The 17,063-nt window shown below is 62.1% G+C and carries 11 protein-coding genes; 4 read left to right on the top strand and 7 right to left on the bottom strand.

What is annotated here, in order from left to right; all coding sequences use genetic code 11:
* Window positions 1-64: 64 nt before the first annotated feature.
* A complete protein-coding gene (locus tag AB4097_RS09990; protein ID WP_442038996.1) occupies window positions 65-1,708 on the bottom strand; it encodes an L-serine ammonia-lyase in 1,644 nt (547 codons plus the stop codon).
* A 508-nt stretch (window positions 1,709-2,216) separates the two neighbouring features.
* On the opposite strand from AB4097_RS09990, the gene pflB reads away from it, so the two are divergent.
* The 4 genes from pflB (at window position 2,217) to AB4097_RS09970 (ending at window position 8,528) form a co-directional block, all read left to right on the top strand.
* Complete coding sequence (gene pflB / locus AB4097_RS09985) at window positions 2,217-4,532, top strand: formate C-acetyltransferase (protein ID WP_442038994.1); 2,316 nt, start codon at window positions 2,217-2,219, stop codon at window positions 4,530-4,532.
* A gap of 4 nt (window positions 4,533-4,536) precedes the next feature.
* Window positions 4,537-5,358, top strand: coding sequence for a pyruvate formate-lyase-activating protein (pflA, locus tag AB4097_RS09980; RefSeq protein ID WP_442038992.1), 822 nt, complete (start codon window positions 4,537-4,539; stop codon window positions 5,356-5,358).
* Between the two features lie 9 nt (window positions 5,359-5,367).
* Window positions 5,368-6,936, top strand: coding sequence for an aspartate:alanine exchanger family transporter (locus tag AB4097_RS09975; protein ID WP_442038990.1), 1,569 nt, complete (start codon window positions 5,368-5,370; stop codon window positions 6,934-6,936).
* Between the two features lie 149 nt (window positions 6,937-7,085).
* Entirely contained in the window at window positions 7,086-8,528 is a 1,443-nt protein-coding gene (locus AB4097_RS09970; RefSeq protein ID WP_442038988.1) for a porin, read from the top strand.
* Between the two features lie 26 nt (window positions 8,529-8,554).
* Here the strand turns inward: AB4097_RS09970 and AB4097_RS09965 are convergent, their stop codons facing one another.
* The 6 genes from AB4097_RS09965 to AB4097_RS09940 all read right to left on the bottom strand — a co-directional run bounded on the left by AB4097_RS09965 (window position 8,555) and on the right by AB4097_RS09940 (window position 17,046).
* Entirely contained in the window at window positions 8,555-11,371 is a 2,817-nt protein-coding gene (locus AB4097_RS09965; RefSeq protein ID WP_442038986.1) for an SH3 domain-containing protein, read from the bottom strand.
* Between the two features lie 80 nt (window positions 11,372-11,451).
* Complete coding sequence (locus tag AB4097_RS09960; protein ID WP_442038984.1) at window positions 11,452-11,895, bottom strand: hypothetical protein; 444 nt, start codon at window positions 11,893-11,895, stop codon at window positions 11,452-11,454.
* A gap of 161 nt (window positions 11,896-12,056) precedes the next feature.
* Window positions 12,057-13,292 (bottom strand): HlyD family secretion protein, encoded by a 1,236-nt coding sequence (locus AB4097_RS09955; protein ID WP_442038982.1) that lies wholly within the window; start codon window positions 13,290-13,292, stop codon window positions 12,057-12,059.
* Complete coding sequence (locus AB4097_RS09950) at window positions 13,285-13,764, bottom strand: hypothetical protein (RefSeq protein ID WP_442038980.1); 480 nt, start codon at window positions 13,762-13,764, stop codon at window positions 13,285-13,287. The genes AB4097_RS09955 and AB4097_RS09950 overlap by 8 nt, the downstream gene beginning before the upstream one ends.
* Window positions 13,765-13,813: 49 nt before the next feature.
* On the bottom strand, window positions 13,814-14,620 hold the full coding sequence (gene fabI / locus AB4097_RS09945) for an enoyl-ACP reductase FabI (protein WP_442038978.1): 807 nt from the start codon (window positions 14,618-14,620) through the stop codon (window positions 13,814-13,816).
* A complete protein-coding gene (locus AB4097_RS09940) occupies window positions 14,617-17,046 on the bottom strand; it encodes a DUF3141 domain-containing protein (protein ID WP_442038976.1) in 2,430 nt (809 codons plus the stop codon). Before AB4097_RS09940 ends, fabI begins: the two co-directional genes overlap by 4 nt.
* Between the last annotated feature and the right edge of the window lie 17 nt (window positions 17,047-17,063).

The raw sequence follows: 17,063 nt of genomic DNA, 5'->3' as shown, positions 1-17,063 counted from the left end.
CACTGGCTACGCCGGTCAGGACATGACCGGCGTAGTACTGAGCATTCCGAGCCCTTGCGAAGGATCAGCAGAGAACCAGATTCTGAGCAAGTCCGGCTTCGCTCGTTTCCTTATACTTCGGGTTCATGTCCTTTGCGGTATCCGCGAGTGTCTTGATCGTCGTGTCAAGGTCAACCCGGTGCCGGCTCGCAATCTCATTAGTGGCGATCATGGCGGCGACCCAGGCTTTCACCGCCCCGAAAGCGCAGCGCTCGATGCAGGGAACCTGCACATAGCCTGCGACGGGATCGCAGGTCATGCCGAGGTGGTGCTCCAGGGCCGACTCTGCGGCATTCTCGATCACGCGCGGCGGTTGGTTCAGAACCTGCGTGATCAGGGCGGCTGCCATCGCGGATGCCACCCCGATTTCGGCCTGACATCCCCCTTCGGCCGCCGCCAACGTAGCGTTGTGCTTGCACAGGTAGCCGACCGCCAAGCCAGCCAGCAGCCCCTGCCGGATCTTGTCCATCGGCACCGCACGGGGACTCTGTGTCAGAGCGTAGACGATGGCCGGCATGACCCCGGCCGACCCGCCGGTCGGTGCCGTAATGACGAGATGACCGCGGGCATTCTCCTCAGAGGCTGCCAAAGCGAAGGCAGAGACCAGCCCGATGGCGCGGTCGCTCATGTAGGTGTCGTCGTTGGCGCGCTCGTAGACCGTAGCGGCCTTGGAGTGGAGCTTGATCGGACCAGGCAGGACGTCGTCCTTGTAGGACAGACCGGTCTTCACCGTGGCGATCATCGCGTTGGCGATCTTGTCCAAGAAAGCGTTGATCTGCTCCTCGTTCTTGCCCGAGACCGACAACTCGTTCGCCATCACGACATCGGCAACCGAGAGGTTGTTGCTCTCAGCGTGCTGGCGCAACTCCTTCATGGTCGCATAGGGATATTTCGGCTGCCCTTTCTTGGGCGGTTCGTAGCCCTTCCATTCGATGAAGCCGCCGCCGACGGAATAGTACTCCTGCTCGTAGAGCACCTTGTCGCCGGCCATGAGACGGGCCGTCATGGTATTCGGGTGCGGGAAATCGCCCTTCGGGGCATCATAGACGATGTCGGCGAGAGACAGGTTGAACATCTTGCTGCCGAGCTGCACCGGATAGGTCTGATCCGGCTTGGCGATCATCTCATCGAGGAAGCGTGGGTCCACGGTCGCGGGCTCCTTGCCCACCAAGCCTGCCAAGGCGGCACGCTCGGTGCCGTGGCCCTTGCCCGTGGCGCTCAGGCTGCCGAAGAGGTGGACCTTGAGACCGGTGGCCTGCGCGAGCTGATCTGCGGGAAGCTTCGTGCAGCGCTGGTAGAAGTCATAGGTGATGCGCATCGGCCCGATCGTGTGCGAGCTCGAGGGACCGGGGCCAACCTTGTAGAACTCGTCGGCCACCGTCATGACCGGTCCCTTCGACGTCTTGACGACATCGAGGTCGGGCGAGAGGGCGGAACTCATCTTGAGCCCGGCATCGCCGCCTGCGGCTTCCTTCTTGGCCTGCTGCGCAGCGGCCTCGGTTGCGGCCTGCTGCGCACGGGCTTCAGGAGACCACGTGGTGCCGGTCATCACTGCCGCCGCGCCGATAGCAGCATGGCGCATGAAGAACGTCCGGCGGCTCATGCCCGCTGGCACATCCGGAATTTCAGACGAAGTGTCGGCTGCCTCGTCCGGGTTTGGGTTTTTCATCGGCGCATCCTCCTGATCGTAACCGAGGGCCAGCTTGGCTCCGAAGGGCTGCGCCCCTGTTCTGGTGTGGAAGCAACGCTTTCGACCATAGCTAACCCGTTCCTCCAATCTCGGAATTTACCCCTGCCTTTAGCCCGCGCTTGATCGACGGGGACAATCTCTTGACAATTTGAGCCGTCATGATCAGTCTGCCGCGGATCCACGCCATGCTGTTGCGGGCAATAGCATTCGCGCGGCCTGCTCATGGTCGGATGAGCGCAAAGCCGGTTAGAATGGGGACGCAGGTTCGTCTTTCCGCACGCCAACTGTTGCCGGAACGGCGCGAGCCGGGATTGCCCAAACTGTCAAGAGATTGTCCCTACTGGTCAAGCATGGCCCACCTGTTGGGCTAGGTTACTCCTCCCAGATACCTGCCTCCCCAGCACAAGAGGCCGATATGGCTTCCGGACGAGAGCAGGAAGCGACGCGCTGAATGGTCGATCAACGATCACGGCGGAAGGAGCCCGTAATGTCAGAGGAAGCCGTAGCCAGCCGGAGTTCGGTAGAGTCCCCGAAGCAAAAGGCCGCAACTCGCCCGGAGAATGTTGCCTCGGACCGGACCGACGAATGGTCGGGCTTCGCATCGGGACGCTGGCAGCAAACCGTCGATGTCCGCGACTTCATCCAGCGGAACGTCACACCCTATGACGGTGACGAGGTTTTCCTGACCGGACCGACCGAGCGCACGAACGCCATCTGGGCGAAGCTCCAACCCTACTTCAAGGAGGAGATCCGGAAGGGCGTGTTGGACGTCGATGTCAAGACGCCCTCCTCGATGACCTCTCACGCGCCCGGCTACATCGACCGCGTCAACGAGGTAATCGTCGGATTGCAGACTGACGCGCCCTTCCGCCGCGCCATCATGCCCTATGGCGGACTGCGCATGGTGGAGGCCGGGTTGAAGGCAGCAGGGTTCGAGCCCGACCCGATCGTGCACGAGACCTTTACCAAGTACCGCAAAACCCACAACGAGGGGGTCTTCGACGCTTATACGCCAGAGATCATGGCCTGCCGGCGCAGCCACATCGTCACCGGTCTGCCCGACGCCTATGGCCGGGGCCGGATCATCGGCGACTATCGCCGAGTCGCTCTTTACGGCACCGACAAGCTGCTGGCGGCGAAGCGTGCAGAGCGAGCGCTGCTCGACGCAAAATGGCCGAGCGACGACGTCATCCGAGAGCGGGAGGAGATGGCCGAGCAGATGCGGGCCCTCGCCGATCTCGCGACCATGGCGAAAGGCTACGGTTGCGACATCACGCGCCCGGCGGCCGATGCCCGTGAGGCCGTGCAGTGGACCTATTTCGGCTATCTCGGAGCGATCAAGGAAGCCAACGGCGCGGCCATGTCGATCGGCCGCATCTCGTCCTTCCTAGACATTTACATCGAGCGAGACCTCAAGAGCGGCGCTCTCGACGAAGCAGGCGCCCAGGAACTCATCGACCAGCTCGTCCAAAAGCTGCGCATAGTCCGCTTCCTGCGCACGCCCGACTACGATGCTCTGTTTTCCGGCGATCCCTATTGGGCGACTGAATGTGTCGGAGGCATGGACCTCAACGGCCGTCCCTTGGTTACTCGGACGAGCTTCAGGATGCTGCACACGTTGACGAACCTGGGTCCGGCGCCGGAGCCCAATATGACCGTGCTCTGGTCAAAGCAGCTCCCCGATGGGTTCAAGCGCTACTGCATCAAGGTCTCGTCCGAGACTTCTTCCATCCAGTACGAGAACGACGATCTCATGCGCCCCTATTGGGGCGACGATTACGGCATTGCCTGCTGCGTATCGGCCATGCGGATCGGCAACCAGATGCAGTTCTTCGGCGCACGGGTCAATCTCGCGAAGTGCCTGCTCTACGCCATCAATGGCGGCCGGGACGAGGTCAGCGGCGAGCAGATCGGCCCGGCATCGGCACCCGTGGCCGGCGATGTTCTCGAATACGATGATGTCATGGCGAAGTTCGATGTCATGATGGAGTGGCTGGCACGAACCTACGTCCATGCCATGAACTGTATCCACTACATGCATGACAAGTACTATTACGAGCGCCTCGAGATGGCGTTGCACGATCAGCAGATCCTGCGCACGATGGCTTTCGGCATCGCCGGCCTTTCGGTGGTGGCCGACAGCCTGTCCGCCATCAAACACGCGAAGGTCCGGGCCATCCGACGGGACGACGGGCTAATCGTCGATTACGAGATCACGGGTGAATTCCCGCAATACGGCAACAACGACGACCGCGTCGACAGCATTGCGGCTGACCTTGTCTCCACCTTCATGCAAAAGATCAGGAAGCACCCTACCTACAGGAATGCCGTTCACACTCAGTCAGTACTGACCATCACGAGCAATGTCGTTTACGGAAAGCATACCGGCAACACGCCGGATGGCCGTAAGGCTGGCGAGCCTTTCGCCCCTGGCGCCAATCCGATGCACGGTCGCGACAGTCATGGATGGCTCGCATCCTGCCTTTCGGTAGCGAAACTGCCTTATGCGGACGCACAGGACGGTATCAGCTATACCGTATCCGTCACGCCGAGCCTTAATCGCCTCGATCAGGGCGAGAAGATCAAGCAGGCCGTGAAGGTGCTTGATACCTATTGCGGCCAGGGTGGATTCCATATGAACCTCAACGTCCTCAACCGCGACACCCTGATCGATGCGATGGAGCATCCGGACAAGTACCCGCAACTGACGATCCGGGTCTCAGGCTATGCGGTCAATTTCGTGCGTCTGACCCGCGAGCAGCAGATGGACGTCATCAGTCGCACCTTCCATGGAGATGGCTGAGGTCATGGCCGACGAACCCTGGGCCCACAGCCGGTACGACTTGCAGCAGGCGCGGTCGCCAGACGCTCCTGAAACGGCCACGTTCAATGATCCCCGCGGTGACTTTGGATGGATTCACTCCTACGAGACCGGCTCCACCCTTGATGGTCCCGGCATCCGGGTCGTCGTGTTCATGAGCGGCTGCCTGCTGCGGTGCCTGTACTGCCACAATCCCGATACCTGGCATCTCAAGGACGGCACGCGCATTTCGTTCGAGCGTGCCCGGACCGCGCTTGAGGCTTATGCAGTACCGCTGCGTGCTATGGATGGGGGATTGACGATTTCCGGCGGGGAACCGCTGGTTCAACTGCACTTCACCGAACGGCTGCTCGCTGCCGCCAAGGAAATGGGTCTCCACACGGCTCTGGATACATCGGGCTTTCTCGGTGCACGCGCTGAAGACGATTACCTGCGCCAAGTCGATCTCGTGTTGCTCGACATCAAATCCTGGGATCCCGAAACCTATCGGCGAACCACCGGGCAAGACATTCGCCCAACCATTCAGTTCGCGGAGCGGTTGGCTGCTCTCGGCAAGCCCGTGTGGGTACGGTTCGTGCTGGTTCCCGGCCTGACCGACGACCCTGCCAATGTCGAGGGCATCGCCCGTTTCGTTGCACCCATGAAGAATGTCGAGTGGGTCGAGGTACTCCCGTTCCATCAGATGGGCGTCTTCAAGTGGAAGGCGATGGGCCTGAACTACGAGCTCTCGGACACCTCACCTCCCTCCCCTGAACTGCTGGAGCGGGTGCTAGGTCAATTTCGTGAGGCCGGTTGTCGCGCAAGATGAGTCAAATCGATGCTTGATCTCCTCCGTACGTTGCTTGAAGCGTCCCCCCTGCTGGCGCTGTTCCTTGCCATCGCGACCGGCTATGCGATCGGACAGATCTCGATTGCTGGTGTCTCGTTCGGCGCCGGCGCCGTGCTGTTCACCGGTCTGATCATCGGAGCCATTGCGCCAAAGGCGGCGCCTCCCGGATTGGTTGGCACGCTCGGCCTCGTGATGTTCGTGTATGGTGTCGGAATCCAGTACGGACCTCAGTTCTTTGCGAGCTTGAAAGGGCCAGGCCTTAAATACATTGCCCTTGCCGCAGCCGCGGTCATTGCCTCGCTCCTGGTTGCGATGTCGCTTGCTGCCCCCCTTGGCATCTCCATGGCGACAGCGGCCGGCTTGTTTGCCGGCTCGGGCACGAGCACGCCGACCCTGCAGGCAGCATTGTCTGCGGCGGGCAACCAGGACCCCGCCATCGGCTACTCCGTGTCTTATCCCTTCGGTGTAATCGGCCCAATCGTTCTGATGACTGTTATGGCCGCGCTGATCAAACCAACCTTCAAGGCACCTTCTCAGAACGTGCGGATTGCTGAGTTGACCCTGGAGTCGAATTGCGAAGATCAGACGGTTGAGGATGTCTCCGCTATACTGCCTGCCGATATCAAGATCGTTGCCATTCGCCAGCACCATGCGAATGCGCCGCCCCTAGCAGGTACTCGATTACACGAAGGTGATGGATTGCTCCTGGTCGGGAGCCCGGCGAGTATCGAGCAGGCAAAGATCGCCATGGGCCACGAGGAACCAGGGCGTATCAGTCGTGATCGTTCCAGTTTCGACGTGGTGCGGGTATACGTTTCAAAGGCGGCTTTTGTCGGGAAGACAGTTCAGGAGATCCCGCTTCCGGATTTTCCCGTCGTCATCTCGCATATCCGCCGGGGTGACATCGATATCATCGCGTCGCCGGATCTCACGATCGAGTTCGGCGATCTCCTCGTGGCGGCCGCCCCCTCCGACCGCAAAAGCGAAGTCCAGCGTTACTTCGGCGACAGTATCAAGGGCAATGCCGAATTGTCCTTCGTGTCGATCGGAGTCGGGATCGCGCTGGGACTTCTGCTCGGCATGATACCTGTGCCTCTGCCGGGAGGCGGCACCTTCAGCCTCGGCGTTGCCGGCGGACCCCTCGTCATTGCACTCGTCCTCGGCTGGCTCGGCCGAACCGGCCCCTTGGGCTGGAGGATACCAGTGGTGGCCAATCTGGTTCTGCGAAATCTTGGGCTGGCGATCTTCATCGGTGCTGTCGCCATTGGGGCAGGAAGCCCCTTCGTCGAAACCGTCGCAAGCAATGGAATACAGATCCTGCTCGGCGGTGCCGCTGTACTGCTTACCCTCGTCCTCATCGTCTTGGTGGTCGGATACCTATTGCGCATCCCCTTCGACGATCTGCTCGGTGTCTGTGCGGGATCGACCGGCAATCCCGCCATTGTCGTTGCGGCAGGCCGCCTTGCGCCCACTGAGAGGACGGATATCGGCTATGCGATTTGTTTTCCAAGCATGACCATCATCAAGATCATCGCCGTTCAGGTTCTCCTGAGCTAATCCAGACCCTTTACATGATGCGAGCCGGCAACACTCGGTAGAATTTAAAAGATCCCGAGTATTCGTACGTTTGAGCGTTCTTGACGCCGTTTCGCCTGTCTGCACATTCTTTCATCATTAAGGCTGGGCCTTGTCTTGGAGTTTGCACCATGGCGTCTGTCCGAACTCTGCTGCTTGGATGTGCGGCGATCGTTAGCGGCGGGGCACAGGCCGCCGACTTGCCCGCCAAGAGCGCAGCCCCCGTCGATTACGTCCGGATCTGCTCCACTCAGGGCAGCGGCTTCTTCATCATCCCCGGCACCGATACCTGCCTGCGGGTCAGCGGTCGCGTTCGCGCCGAACTCCTCTATCTCGAACCGTTCGATCGCTCGCAGGACGCGATCGGCTTCCGGGGACGTGGCCGCATCAATCTCGACGCGCGCACGGCCACCGCATACGGCATGCTGCGCACCTACATTCGCATGGAAATGACCCGTAACACCGGGGCTTACGGCTTCAGTTCCACCTCGCCTAATGTCAATCAGGCCTTTGTCCAGTTCGGCGGCCTGACTGCCGGTCGCGCGGTGTCCTTCTTCACGAGCCCGGACCTGCCGGCTCCGAACTTCGGCGACCTGAAGTTCGATGACCCCTCCAATGCCGAAGTCAGCCTGTTCGCCTATACCTTCTCGTTCGGGAATGGCCTCTCGGCGACCCTGTCGTTCGAGGACGGAACCCAGCGCAGCGTCAACAATGATCTCGATTTCCCGGTCTTCGGCGCTGGCAGTCCGTTCCCGGTTTTCGCTCCGATCGCCTCCACCTATGGCGGTGAGCGCGTGCCGGATGTGGTCGCGAACCTCCGCTACAAGGGCACCTGGGGCGAAGTGCAGTTGTCCGGCGCCCTGCACCAGATCCGTGACGTATCAGCGGGCATCACGACCGTCAACGGCGTGAACGTCCCGGTGCTCAACCCCATCACCGGCCTGCCCAATCCGACCTACGCCGATACGGATTACGGTTTCGCCATTGCCGCCCTTGGCTATGCCAATGTACCCGCTCTCGGTCAGGGCGATGCCGTGTGGATGATGGCGACCTATACGGACGGCGCGATCGGCTACCTCAATGCCGGCCAGACGAGCCCGATCAGCAACGGGTTCATCAGCGCAGGCGCGCTGGCGATGCCTTTTACGGATGCCTTCGTCGATCCGCTCACGGGCGAGTTCAAGACCAACAAGGCCTATGCCATCGCGGGCGGCCTCAATCACAACTGGAGTCCGACCTGGCAGACCAATGTGTTCGGCTCCTGGATGCGCTTCGATGCTCCGGGGATCGCTCAGTACACGGTCCCCGCGACGGCCGCGACGATTGCAGCCGGGACGGCCGGAACGACCACGGGCCTCGTCGATTTCGATGAGATTCGCGTCGGCGCCAACGTGATTTGGACTCCAGTGAAAGACTTCCTCATCGGTGTCGAGGCGCTCTACATCCGGGTCGATCCGCGCGAACGCGTGGCGGTTCCGCTGACAACCGCCTCCGGCGATCCGACCGGCACCTTCCGGGCGACCGGATCGGAGGATACCTGGGAGGGCCGCCTGCGCGTCCAGCGTGACTTCTGAGACGACCTTGGTGAGCCGCGGCTTCGTTAGCGACGGCCACCGCCCCTGAAGCCTCCGCCGCCGCGCCCTCCCCCGAAGCTGCCGCGACCGCCTCCGAAGCCGCCGCTCGGCCCCATGCTCCGCGACGGACCGAACGATGGCGACCGGGAGAACTGCGCCGGAGGACGTGAGAACTGGCGGCTTGCCATCTCCCGCTGGTTGCCGAGATGGCGGGCCTGAGCGTCGCGCATGATATTCGACGGAAGCTGCTGACGAGGAGCCGGACGCTGGGCAGCCGGCCGCTCCGACTGCGTTGGGCGTTGTCGTGTTGACGGTCGCGATTGGACGGCAGAGCCTGTCTGAGTCGCACGGCGCTGCTGAACTGCCTCGCGTTGCTGCGGAGCCTGACCTTTTCGCGTTGCCGGACGTTGCTGAGGCGTCTGGCGTTGCTGCGCCCGATCGCGGCTGATATCGCTGTCGGAAACATCGCGCCGGACCTGCTCACCGCCGCTCAAACGCTGACCGAGCGCAGCGCCCGCCGCCCCGGCAGCTCCAGCTCCGGCGAGCCCCCTGAGCGCCTCGCTGCCGCCGCGCTCCTGCACCCGCTCACGTCCCTCCGCAGACAACCCCTCGCGCCCTTCGCCACGCTGGAGCAGATCCCGTGGCTCCGGCCGCCCCACATCCTGCCAACCGCTGTCGAACCGCTGCCAGCCGTCGCCGGTGTTGCGATAGACATTGCCATCGCGCCCCGCATAGATGTCACCGCGCCGGCCCTCACGGATGAAGCCCTGCCCGTTGGACGTGTTCCAGCGGAGGGACGAGCCTCCGGCCCCGTTCTCGCGCGCCGTCAGCCGCGCCCAGTCGGAGCCGCGCTTCACCCCTGCGGACTTCCAGGCGCCGTATACGTTACGTCCGCCGGCCGCATAAGCTCCTCCGTCAGTGCGCGGATTGTAGGCGCCGACGAACCCGGCCGAGCCTCGCGGCCCCCAGGCAGCTCCTGCACGCCCATAGGTACCAGTGACAGGATTCCAGGCGCGCGCGCCTGGAATCCCACGATAGGGCCCATACGCGTAGCCGTAGCGGCCATACATGCCGCGCACGGGATTGTAATAAGCTCCGAGACCCCACGTTACGGGCCGGGAATAATAGATCGAATAGCTGTAGCCCGGCCAGTTGTACCAGTAGCCCGGATAGGCCCAGCCGGTACCATAGACATACGTACCCCAGGCTAGGAAGCCGTACAGGTATCCCATGGTGTAGCCGTACCAGACGGCGTCAGGCTCAGTGTCATACACACGCACATAGGTCACGTTGTAGAAGGGTGAGGACGGTGGAATCTGGTAGATAGCCTCGGGCACCTCGCGTGCCAATTGCCATGGTCCGTTCGGGCTGTCGGCCATGAACCAGACGCCATCCTGCAGCAGGAAATAGTGATCTCCGACCTTGATCACAGTGTCCGTCGTATTCGTCGCGTAAGAGAGATCGGTCGTTTCGATCGGCGCGAACTGGGCGTCTCCCGCATAGGCAACCTTCGGCGTAATCGAGCCCGATTCGACACGGGCCGTCGTAGGAATGCTCGCCTTCAGCCGTGCCTCCGCGCTCTCCGATGTCCCTGGCACAGACGAGCGCACGGCGTAATAAGGTGCATCCTCTGGTATATTGCGGAAGTCCGCCGGCAGGTCGAGCGTCACAAAAGTCCATGGCCCGTCGAGCGTCGCAGCGCGGAACCAGCGGCCGGACAGCAGAACGTACCACTGCCTGCCGGTCTTATCGAAGAATACATCGGACTCGCTGTTCGATCCCCATTGCAGCGCTGTCCCGGGCACGTCCTCGAGTTTGGGCTCACCGGCGAACAGGATGAGCTCCGAGGGCTTGTCCGTGGTGATCACGCTCGGCACGGCATTGCCATCGTAGGCCTCAGGCGGCATTGCAGCGCGGGCATCGGACCAGTTGCCATCATCGGGCAGCTCCTTCAGCGACGCGGGCAGTTCCGACACGGCTGTCCATGGACCTGCAAGTGTACCGGCCGTCAGCCAATGCGTGTCATCACGCAGGAAAAGTGCGCCGCCCTCGTCCACGCGGAGAAGATCCCAATTGGTGTTGACCACGAACGAGACGCCCGTCTTGCCCTTCACCGGAGCATAGGAGGGGGCTCCGTCGGTCTGCACAAGGATTGCCGGAGACTTCGACACGAATATCGGCGGCGGATCGGCCTTGAGCCCCTGCACGTCGGTCATGCGCTTCTGCTCGGCAAGGCTCGCCGTTATGCGTGCTTCCGATACAGTAATAGGGCCAGTCGGCAGGAATTTGCCGGTCTCTACCGCCAACGCCTTCAGGTCGTCACGTCCAAGGCCGGAGAAATTCAGGTCGGCGACGGCGATATCGGAAATCACGACCTCACCTGCATCCTCGTCATAGGAGGTCTTGCCCTTCAATCCGATCACTCCGAAGACCGGATTGGCATCGGGTGACTTCAGGAACTCCGCCGCCGCCAGCGCGTCCACCGACTTGAAGTCGGTCCATTCGGTGAATTGTGGCTGATACAAGATCATGCGCCCTGTGCCGATCTCATATGATCGTGGCCAATCCTCCGATCCCGACTTCTCCTCGAGATAGCGCCCGCTGACGAAGCCGCTGCGCCCGCCGACGGTAATGGCGCACCAGCTGCCTGAATCCTCGCAGTCACCGATATCGACCGCGGTTCCCTCCGGAAGCGTGCGAATGGAGGAGAATTGCGTCCCAGGCCCCGAGCGGAAATTGACGTTGCTGGTGGTGATGCCCGGGCCTGCCAGGGCTGGCGCCGTAGTAATGATTGGGACGAGTGAAAGCGCGATGATCTGACGTGAACCGAACCTCTTCTCCATCATGGTCTCCTTGGCTCCAGGCCACCCAATCCTCCAGTTGCCCTGGATACGCGCCGCAACGTCCGAGCCCTCGTCCCGCCTCAGCGCAGGCTGATCTCCACACCGCTCACGTTGGCGTTGAGCTCCAGTCCAATCGTACGGCCACGCAGCTCGAGGACGACGCCCTTCGCGTTCTGCAGCCGAACGCCCGATGCGCCACCGCCCGCTGCGACGCCGCCGCCTACGGCCGTGTAGGTTCCGGCAATGTCGGTGGGCCGACGCAGGTTGTAGGCACGCCCCACCAACTCCGCCTTCGACACGCCGATCGTCGCGCCAACGCTCAGGCCTCCGACGCTCAAGGGGTAGCGCCGGCCCTGGAAGACAAGGGTCCCGCGACCACCTCCGACGCCGACGATGAAGCCTGCCCGAGCGATCGCGACATGCACGGTTCCGGTCGCGGCCCATGCTGGACCTGCCGACACCGAGACGAACGTGGTCGCAAGCGCGATCAGACCATATCGAAGAGCGTTTGGAGTCCTGAACATCGATCACTCCTTCAGTGCATGAATACGAACGGAAGAGCGTAAAGCTCGTCCAACTGAACGATTAGGAGCCTGCCTGCGATCATTGGTCTCACGCCACTGCACCACACCCCTGTCCCGAAACACAGTATTCGATCCGCTCAGGCTGCAGGTAGACGGGCCGCTCAATGCGCGCCGAGCACCAGGGTCTGGATCGGATAGATCAATGCTTGAATGCGCAGGATCATGGCATGCACGAGCCCAACGGCATCCACCCCGTGCAGGGCGATCCCTTTCAGGGTTCCGACTTGGCCGGAGGCGATCAGGTCGTGGTTGCTGGTATAGGCGTTGGCGATGCAGGAGCTGCCGGGCGAGACACCGTCGAAGCCACCCTCGTAAAGCGGCTCCATGAATACCAGGATGGTGCCCGGCCGGACCACCTGCTGCGCGTCGAGCAATAGCTCGCCGCTGCGGATCTGGCCGGCAGCGATGAAGTCCTGCACCCCGGTCACGACCATCGGGATCACCGTCCAAGGCTTGGATGCGCAGGTTACCTCGGCTGCCATTCCAACCTGCATCACCTGCGCCTCGACCTGTGGGAAGCCGGCTTGCAACCGTCCCCGCCCGGCGCCCTCGGGGATCAGGACGCCGGCTGGTCGCATCAACGGATTGACGATGTCACCCACCCGAAGCGTGAACTGCTCCACCCGCCCGTCCACGCCAGCCCGGATCACGGTTTTCGACAAATCCACTTCGGCCTGTGCGAGTTCGGCCTCGGCGCTGGCCTTCTCGGCAGGCAGCAGGGAAGAGAACCGCGCTTCCGCCTGGGCCTTCGCGGCCGTCACAGCATCAATGCTGCCCTGTCGCCCCTGCACCGCGACGCGGAGCTTGTCGATATCCCGCGTGGCGACCGCGCCAGGATTGCGCCGGTAGATCTCCTCCTTGGTCTCAAGCTCATCGACCGCTTGCTGATAAGCGCTCTTCGCCTCGACGATCCTGCCCTCGGCACCGACGATGTCGGCTTGCGCAACTGTCATTGCTGCTTCGGTCTCGGCGATTTTGCGGCGGGCGGTCTCGACTGCCGCCTCCTGCTTCGAGTTGTCGAGTTTGAAGATCGGCGAGCCTTGCTTGACTGTGCCGCTCACGCCGTCGACATAGATCTCGGCGACCCGTCCGTTGGTTTCGGGAAGGATCGGGATGGTCCGGAAGAAGGCCGTGGCGTTCGTCGTCGAGGGGTGGTTGTAGAAGATCACCGTGATCAACCCAATGGTGAGCATCAGGCAGGAAATGATACCCCAGCGCAACTCGAACCAGACCGAGAAAAGCGTGATCTCCTTCCCGAACCGCTTGCCCTGTGCGTAACGGCGATAGAGATAGTCCGGCAGGATCGTCAGCAACGAGCAGAGAAGAAGCTCAAGCACGGGCCTTCTCCTTCGGCATCCGGGATGGTGCAACCGTCTTTGGCACATCGACCGTGTGGCCGTCCGCCCCGCTTGATGGCGGTTCAACGCCGATCTCGTCCGGTGCCCTGCCCGCCCCCTCTCCGGGCTTGAGGCCCGCGATCTTCTCAAGCGACCCGGCGATCCGGCGCAGCGGATTTCCGAAATCAGGAATATCGATCAAGGCAAGCAACAGGCCAGCCACCCAGAAGATGTGCATGTGGGTGAAGAGCGCCAGCAAGCCCAATACCGCAACGATCTCGAACTGAATTTTCTGCGACTTGTGCGCCATACGCTCCGGCATCGTATGCAGGCGAAGAAACAGGATCCCGACCCCCAGCACGGCCAGCACGAGCACCACCGCCATGACGACCATCAAGACGTCGGTCTCACCAGGTGCGGTGATGAATATCGGAAGATGGTGCGGCGCCGCAGGATTGAGCGCTGATGTCATGCCTGTTCTCCTGGAGATTTCCATTCTTCTTCAAACATCGAGCGCTTCCTCAGGCCATAATGCTAAGCCCGCCGTCGACATAGGTGGTCGTCCCGGTAAGCCTCCGTGCGAACGGTGTCGTCAGATAGGCGGCCGTGAGGCCGACATCGTCGATATCGACCAGTTCGCCGATAGGCGCCCGCTCGATAGCTTCGGTGAGGAGCACGTCGAAATCTTTCAGGCCGGACGCTGCCCGGGTCTTCAAGGGACCTGGCGAGACAGCATGAACCCGGATCTGCCTGTCGCCCAATTCATAGGCGAGATAGCGTACAGCACTCTCCAGCGCCGCCTTTACGGGGCCCATCAAATTGTAATTCGGCACCACCTTGTTTGCGCCATGATAGCTCATCGCGAGAAGCGTTCCGCCCTCCTTCATCAAGGGTTCGGCCAAGCGGGCCATGCGGATGAACGAGTGGCAGGAAATGTCCATAGCCACCTTGAAACCTTCATCGGAACTGTCGACGAGCCGTCCCTGCAGGTCCTCCTTCGGCGCAAAGGCGATGGAATGGAGCGCTATGTCGAGACTGCCCCAGGTCTCTCGGATCTGTCCGAAGACGGCTTCGAGCTCGCCGCCCCGACCCACGTCGCAAGGGGCAAGGATCGAGGCGCCAAGTTCCTTGGCCAGAGGCTCGACATAAGGACGGGCCTTCTCATTGAGATAGGTGACGGCGAGGTCGGCACCGAGCTGTCGGAAGACCCGGGCGCAGCCATAGGCGATGGAGTTCTCGTTCGCGATACCGATAATAAGCGCCCGCTTGCCATGCAGGATCTTCGATTGAATCGCGATTTTGCTCAATTCTGCCGGTTGATCATTCATTGACTTGCCCTCGTGCGTCGACGGTCACGCGGTCGATGAAGAGATTTTGGTTCCTCTGGCACCTCGGGGCGGCTTACAGGCTGCCTCTCGACCAATGTCACCGTGATCGGTTCGTCCCGCGCTTCAGCATCAGGATCGCGCCCAGAAAGGAGGCGCCTGATCTCAGCCAGCAAGGTGATCTGCTTGTCATTGGCCTCGATCCGACCTTCCAGGCGATCGAGCAGGTCGAGGAGTCCACGCCGGTCGGCGGAGGTTCGCAGGAGCTTCGGCAGCGCCAGGAGCGCCTTCACCGGCTCAAAGTCGACGATGTAAGATTGCTCGCGGATGATCTCGCGCGCGGCCTCCGCCGGCATGTCGAGAAGGCCGATGTCCTTGCCGACGAGATCCCGTGCCCGCTTCATGGCCGAGAGTCGCCGCCGTCCGGTGCCGGCCTTCAGGAGCAGGAGCGCCGCACGGACAATGCCCTCTGTCCGGTTGCCCTCTTCGATATGTGCGAGCGCCTCCTTCACCAGAGGGGCATCGCGCGCATCGACAGGTTCTTCGGTAGCAGTTCGCCCCTGATCCGCGCCCATGACGATGCCAGCCGGACCGTAGGTGCGGAAGAAGGCGTTCTCCACCGCCGCGTCGCGCAGGTCGCGATAGAGGTCCAGCGAGGCCGACGTCATGGTCGCGGTCCAGCGCTCCATCATGGCCATCGTGCCATCACTGTCGTGCGGCGCCCGGTTAGCCCGGACCATGTCGGCCATGCCCTTCAGCGGCCACAGGTAAGGATTGAGGTCCGACGCTGCCCAGCGCTGCATCCGCTGCGGATTGAATGCCCGTGCCACCTTTGCCTCGGCCGGGGTGACCATCGACGCCACGAAGGGATGCACAAAGGTTGCATAGGCCGAGACGAGTGCTTCTGAGGTCGCTTCGACTGCCTTGAACGGGACTTCGTCATTGCGGTCATATTTTTGCAGTACCTGAAGCTCCTCGACGCGACGTTCGGTCAGCATCACGTCGTAACGCGTGGTCCCATTTTCTTTATGCTCCTCGACCTGCATGCCGTAGAGGCCGGGTGGAAGATGCTCGATGTACTCGATGAGATCGACGATCTGCTTGTGCTCGCGCTTGGCCACGGCACCTGAGACGAAGATGCCGAGATGGCCGACGCTCTGGTGCATAAGGCCGACAATCACTTGGCCGTTCGCCTTGAGCGCCTCTGTCGTGGGATAGATATCCGCGACCCAGTTGAACGCCTGCTGCGGCGGGGTGATGTTGTCGCCGAGCGAGGCGAAGATGATGATAGGCGACTGGATCGCGCGCAGGTCGAAGGCGCGCCCCTCAGACCACTCGGCCTCGCCTTGGGCAAGGTTGTTCCCTACGAACAGGTTCTCCACGATCCACCGGATCTCCTGCCGGTCCATCAGGAAGAACCCGCCCCACCAGCGCTCGAACTCCAGGAAGCGCTCTGGCTCAGTGTCGATCTTCGAGAAAAGCGTATAGTACTTGTTGAAGTAGGTGTTCGCGGGGTTCAGGTACTCGAAGTTCTCGACCAGATAGGCCCCGTCGAACGTCCCGGCGCCAAGGTCGCTCGCCAGAAGCGCGGGCCACGCGCCTCCGAGAATGCCACCCGCATAGCGCATCGGATTCTCGCCGTCGTTGCCTGCCCAGTACGACATCGGCGCCCCGTTGATGACGATGGGTCCGACGAGTTCCGGCTCCATGGCGCCAACGAGCATCGAGGCCCAGCCGCCCTGGCAATTGCCGATCACCACAGGCTTACGGGTCTTCGGGTGCCGTTCACCAACAATGCGGAGGAACTCGGTCTCCGCGCGCGAAACATCCGCGAGAGTCTGTCCGGGCATCGGCTCGGGGAAGAAGATGACGAAATAAACCGGATGGCCCGCCTTGAGCGCGACTCCAACCTGCGAGTCCTGCTTGAACCCGCCGATGCCAGGACCGTGACCGGCCCGTGGATCGATGATCACGAAGGGGCGCCGGTCCGGGTCGCTCTCAAGGCCATCCGGTCGAACGATGCGCACAAGGGCATAGTTGGTCGGTCGCTCGAAGGAGCGGGCGTCCGCGATCATCTCCCACTCGAAGTCGAGCAGCGGCGGCTTGCCGGCCTTCTCATGCTCGAGCCAGTTGTTGCCACGTTGCCGCAGGGTGTCCCAGAACAGGATGGAGCGCTGGGTGAAGTCGAGCCAGTAGGAACTGGCGTCACGCCAAAATTCCAACGGCGATGTCGAAGCGTGCGATCCGCCCCAGAATTGCTCGCTTGCCTCCTTGGCGGAATCGACGTGGCGTTGAAACGCCTTCGCACATCGCTCCTGATAGACTTGCGTAACCTTCGCCTGGGCTTGGACGACTTTCTCCAGCCGCGATTGCGCTGGAGTGTCCTCGCGCTCAGATTGAGAGTCGGTCTGCCGTTTTGCCGTTTGCATCATCGCCGTCCATACAA

Source organism: Microvirga sp. 2MCAF35 (assembly GCF_052115545.1).
GTDB lineage: Bacteria > Pseudomonadota > Alphaproteobacteria > Rhizobiales > Beijerinckiaceae > Microvirga.
Note: the sequence above shows the minus strand (reverse complement) of the source record. Positions and strands in the feature narration are given on the sequence as shown.

Excerpts from the sequence above, each read along its gene's own strand:
- AB4097_RS09990 (WP_442038996.1), bottom strand. The coding sequence starts at position 1,708 with ATGAAAAACCCAAACCCGGACGAGGCAGCCGACACTTCGTCTGAAATT.
- pflB (WP_442038994.1), top strand. The coding sequence starts at position 2,217 with ATGTCAGAGGAAGCCGTAGCCAGCCGGAGTTCGGTAGAGTCCCCGAAG.
- pflA (WP_442038992.1), top strand. The coding sequence starts at position 4,537 with ATGGCCGACGAACCCTGGGCCCACAGCCGGTACGACTTGCAGCAGGCG.
- AB4097_RS09975 (WP_442038990.1), top strand. The coding sequence starts at position 5,368 with ATGCTTGATCTCCTCCGTACGTTGCTTGAAGCGTCCCCCCTGCTGGCG.
- AB4097_RS09970 (WP_442038988.1), top strand. The coding sequence starts at position 7,086 with ATGGCGTCTGTCCGAACTCTGCTGCTTGGATGTGCGGCGATCGTTAGC.
- AB4097_RS09965 (WP_442038986.1), bottom strand. The coding sequence starts at position 11,371 with ATGGAGAAGAGGTTCGGTTCACGTCAGATCATCGCGCTTTCACTCGTC.
- AB4097_RS09960 (WP_442038984.1), bottom strand. The coding sequence starts at position 11,895 with ATGTTCAGGACTCCAAACGCTCTTCGATATGGTCTGATCGCGCTTGCG.
- AB4097_RS09950 (WP_442038980.1), bottom strand. The coding sequence starts at position 13,764 with ATGACATCAGCGCTCAATCCTGCGGCGCCGCACCATCTTCCGATATTC.
- fabI (WP_442038978.1), bottom strand. The coding sequence starts at position 14,620 with ATGAATGATCAACCGGCAGAATTGAGCAAAATCGCGATTCAATCGAAG.
- AB4097_RS09940 (WP_442038976.1), bottom strand. The coding sequence starts at position 17,046 with ATGCAAACGGCAAAACGGCAGACCGACTCTCAATCTGAGCGCGAGGAC.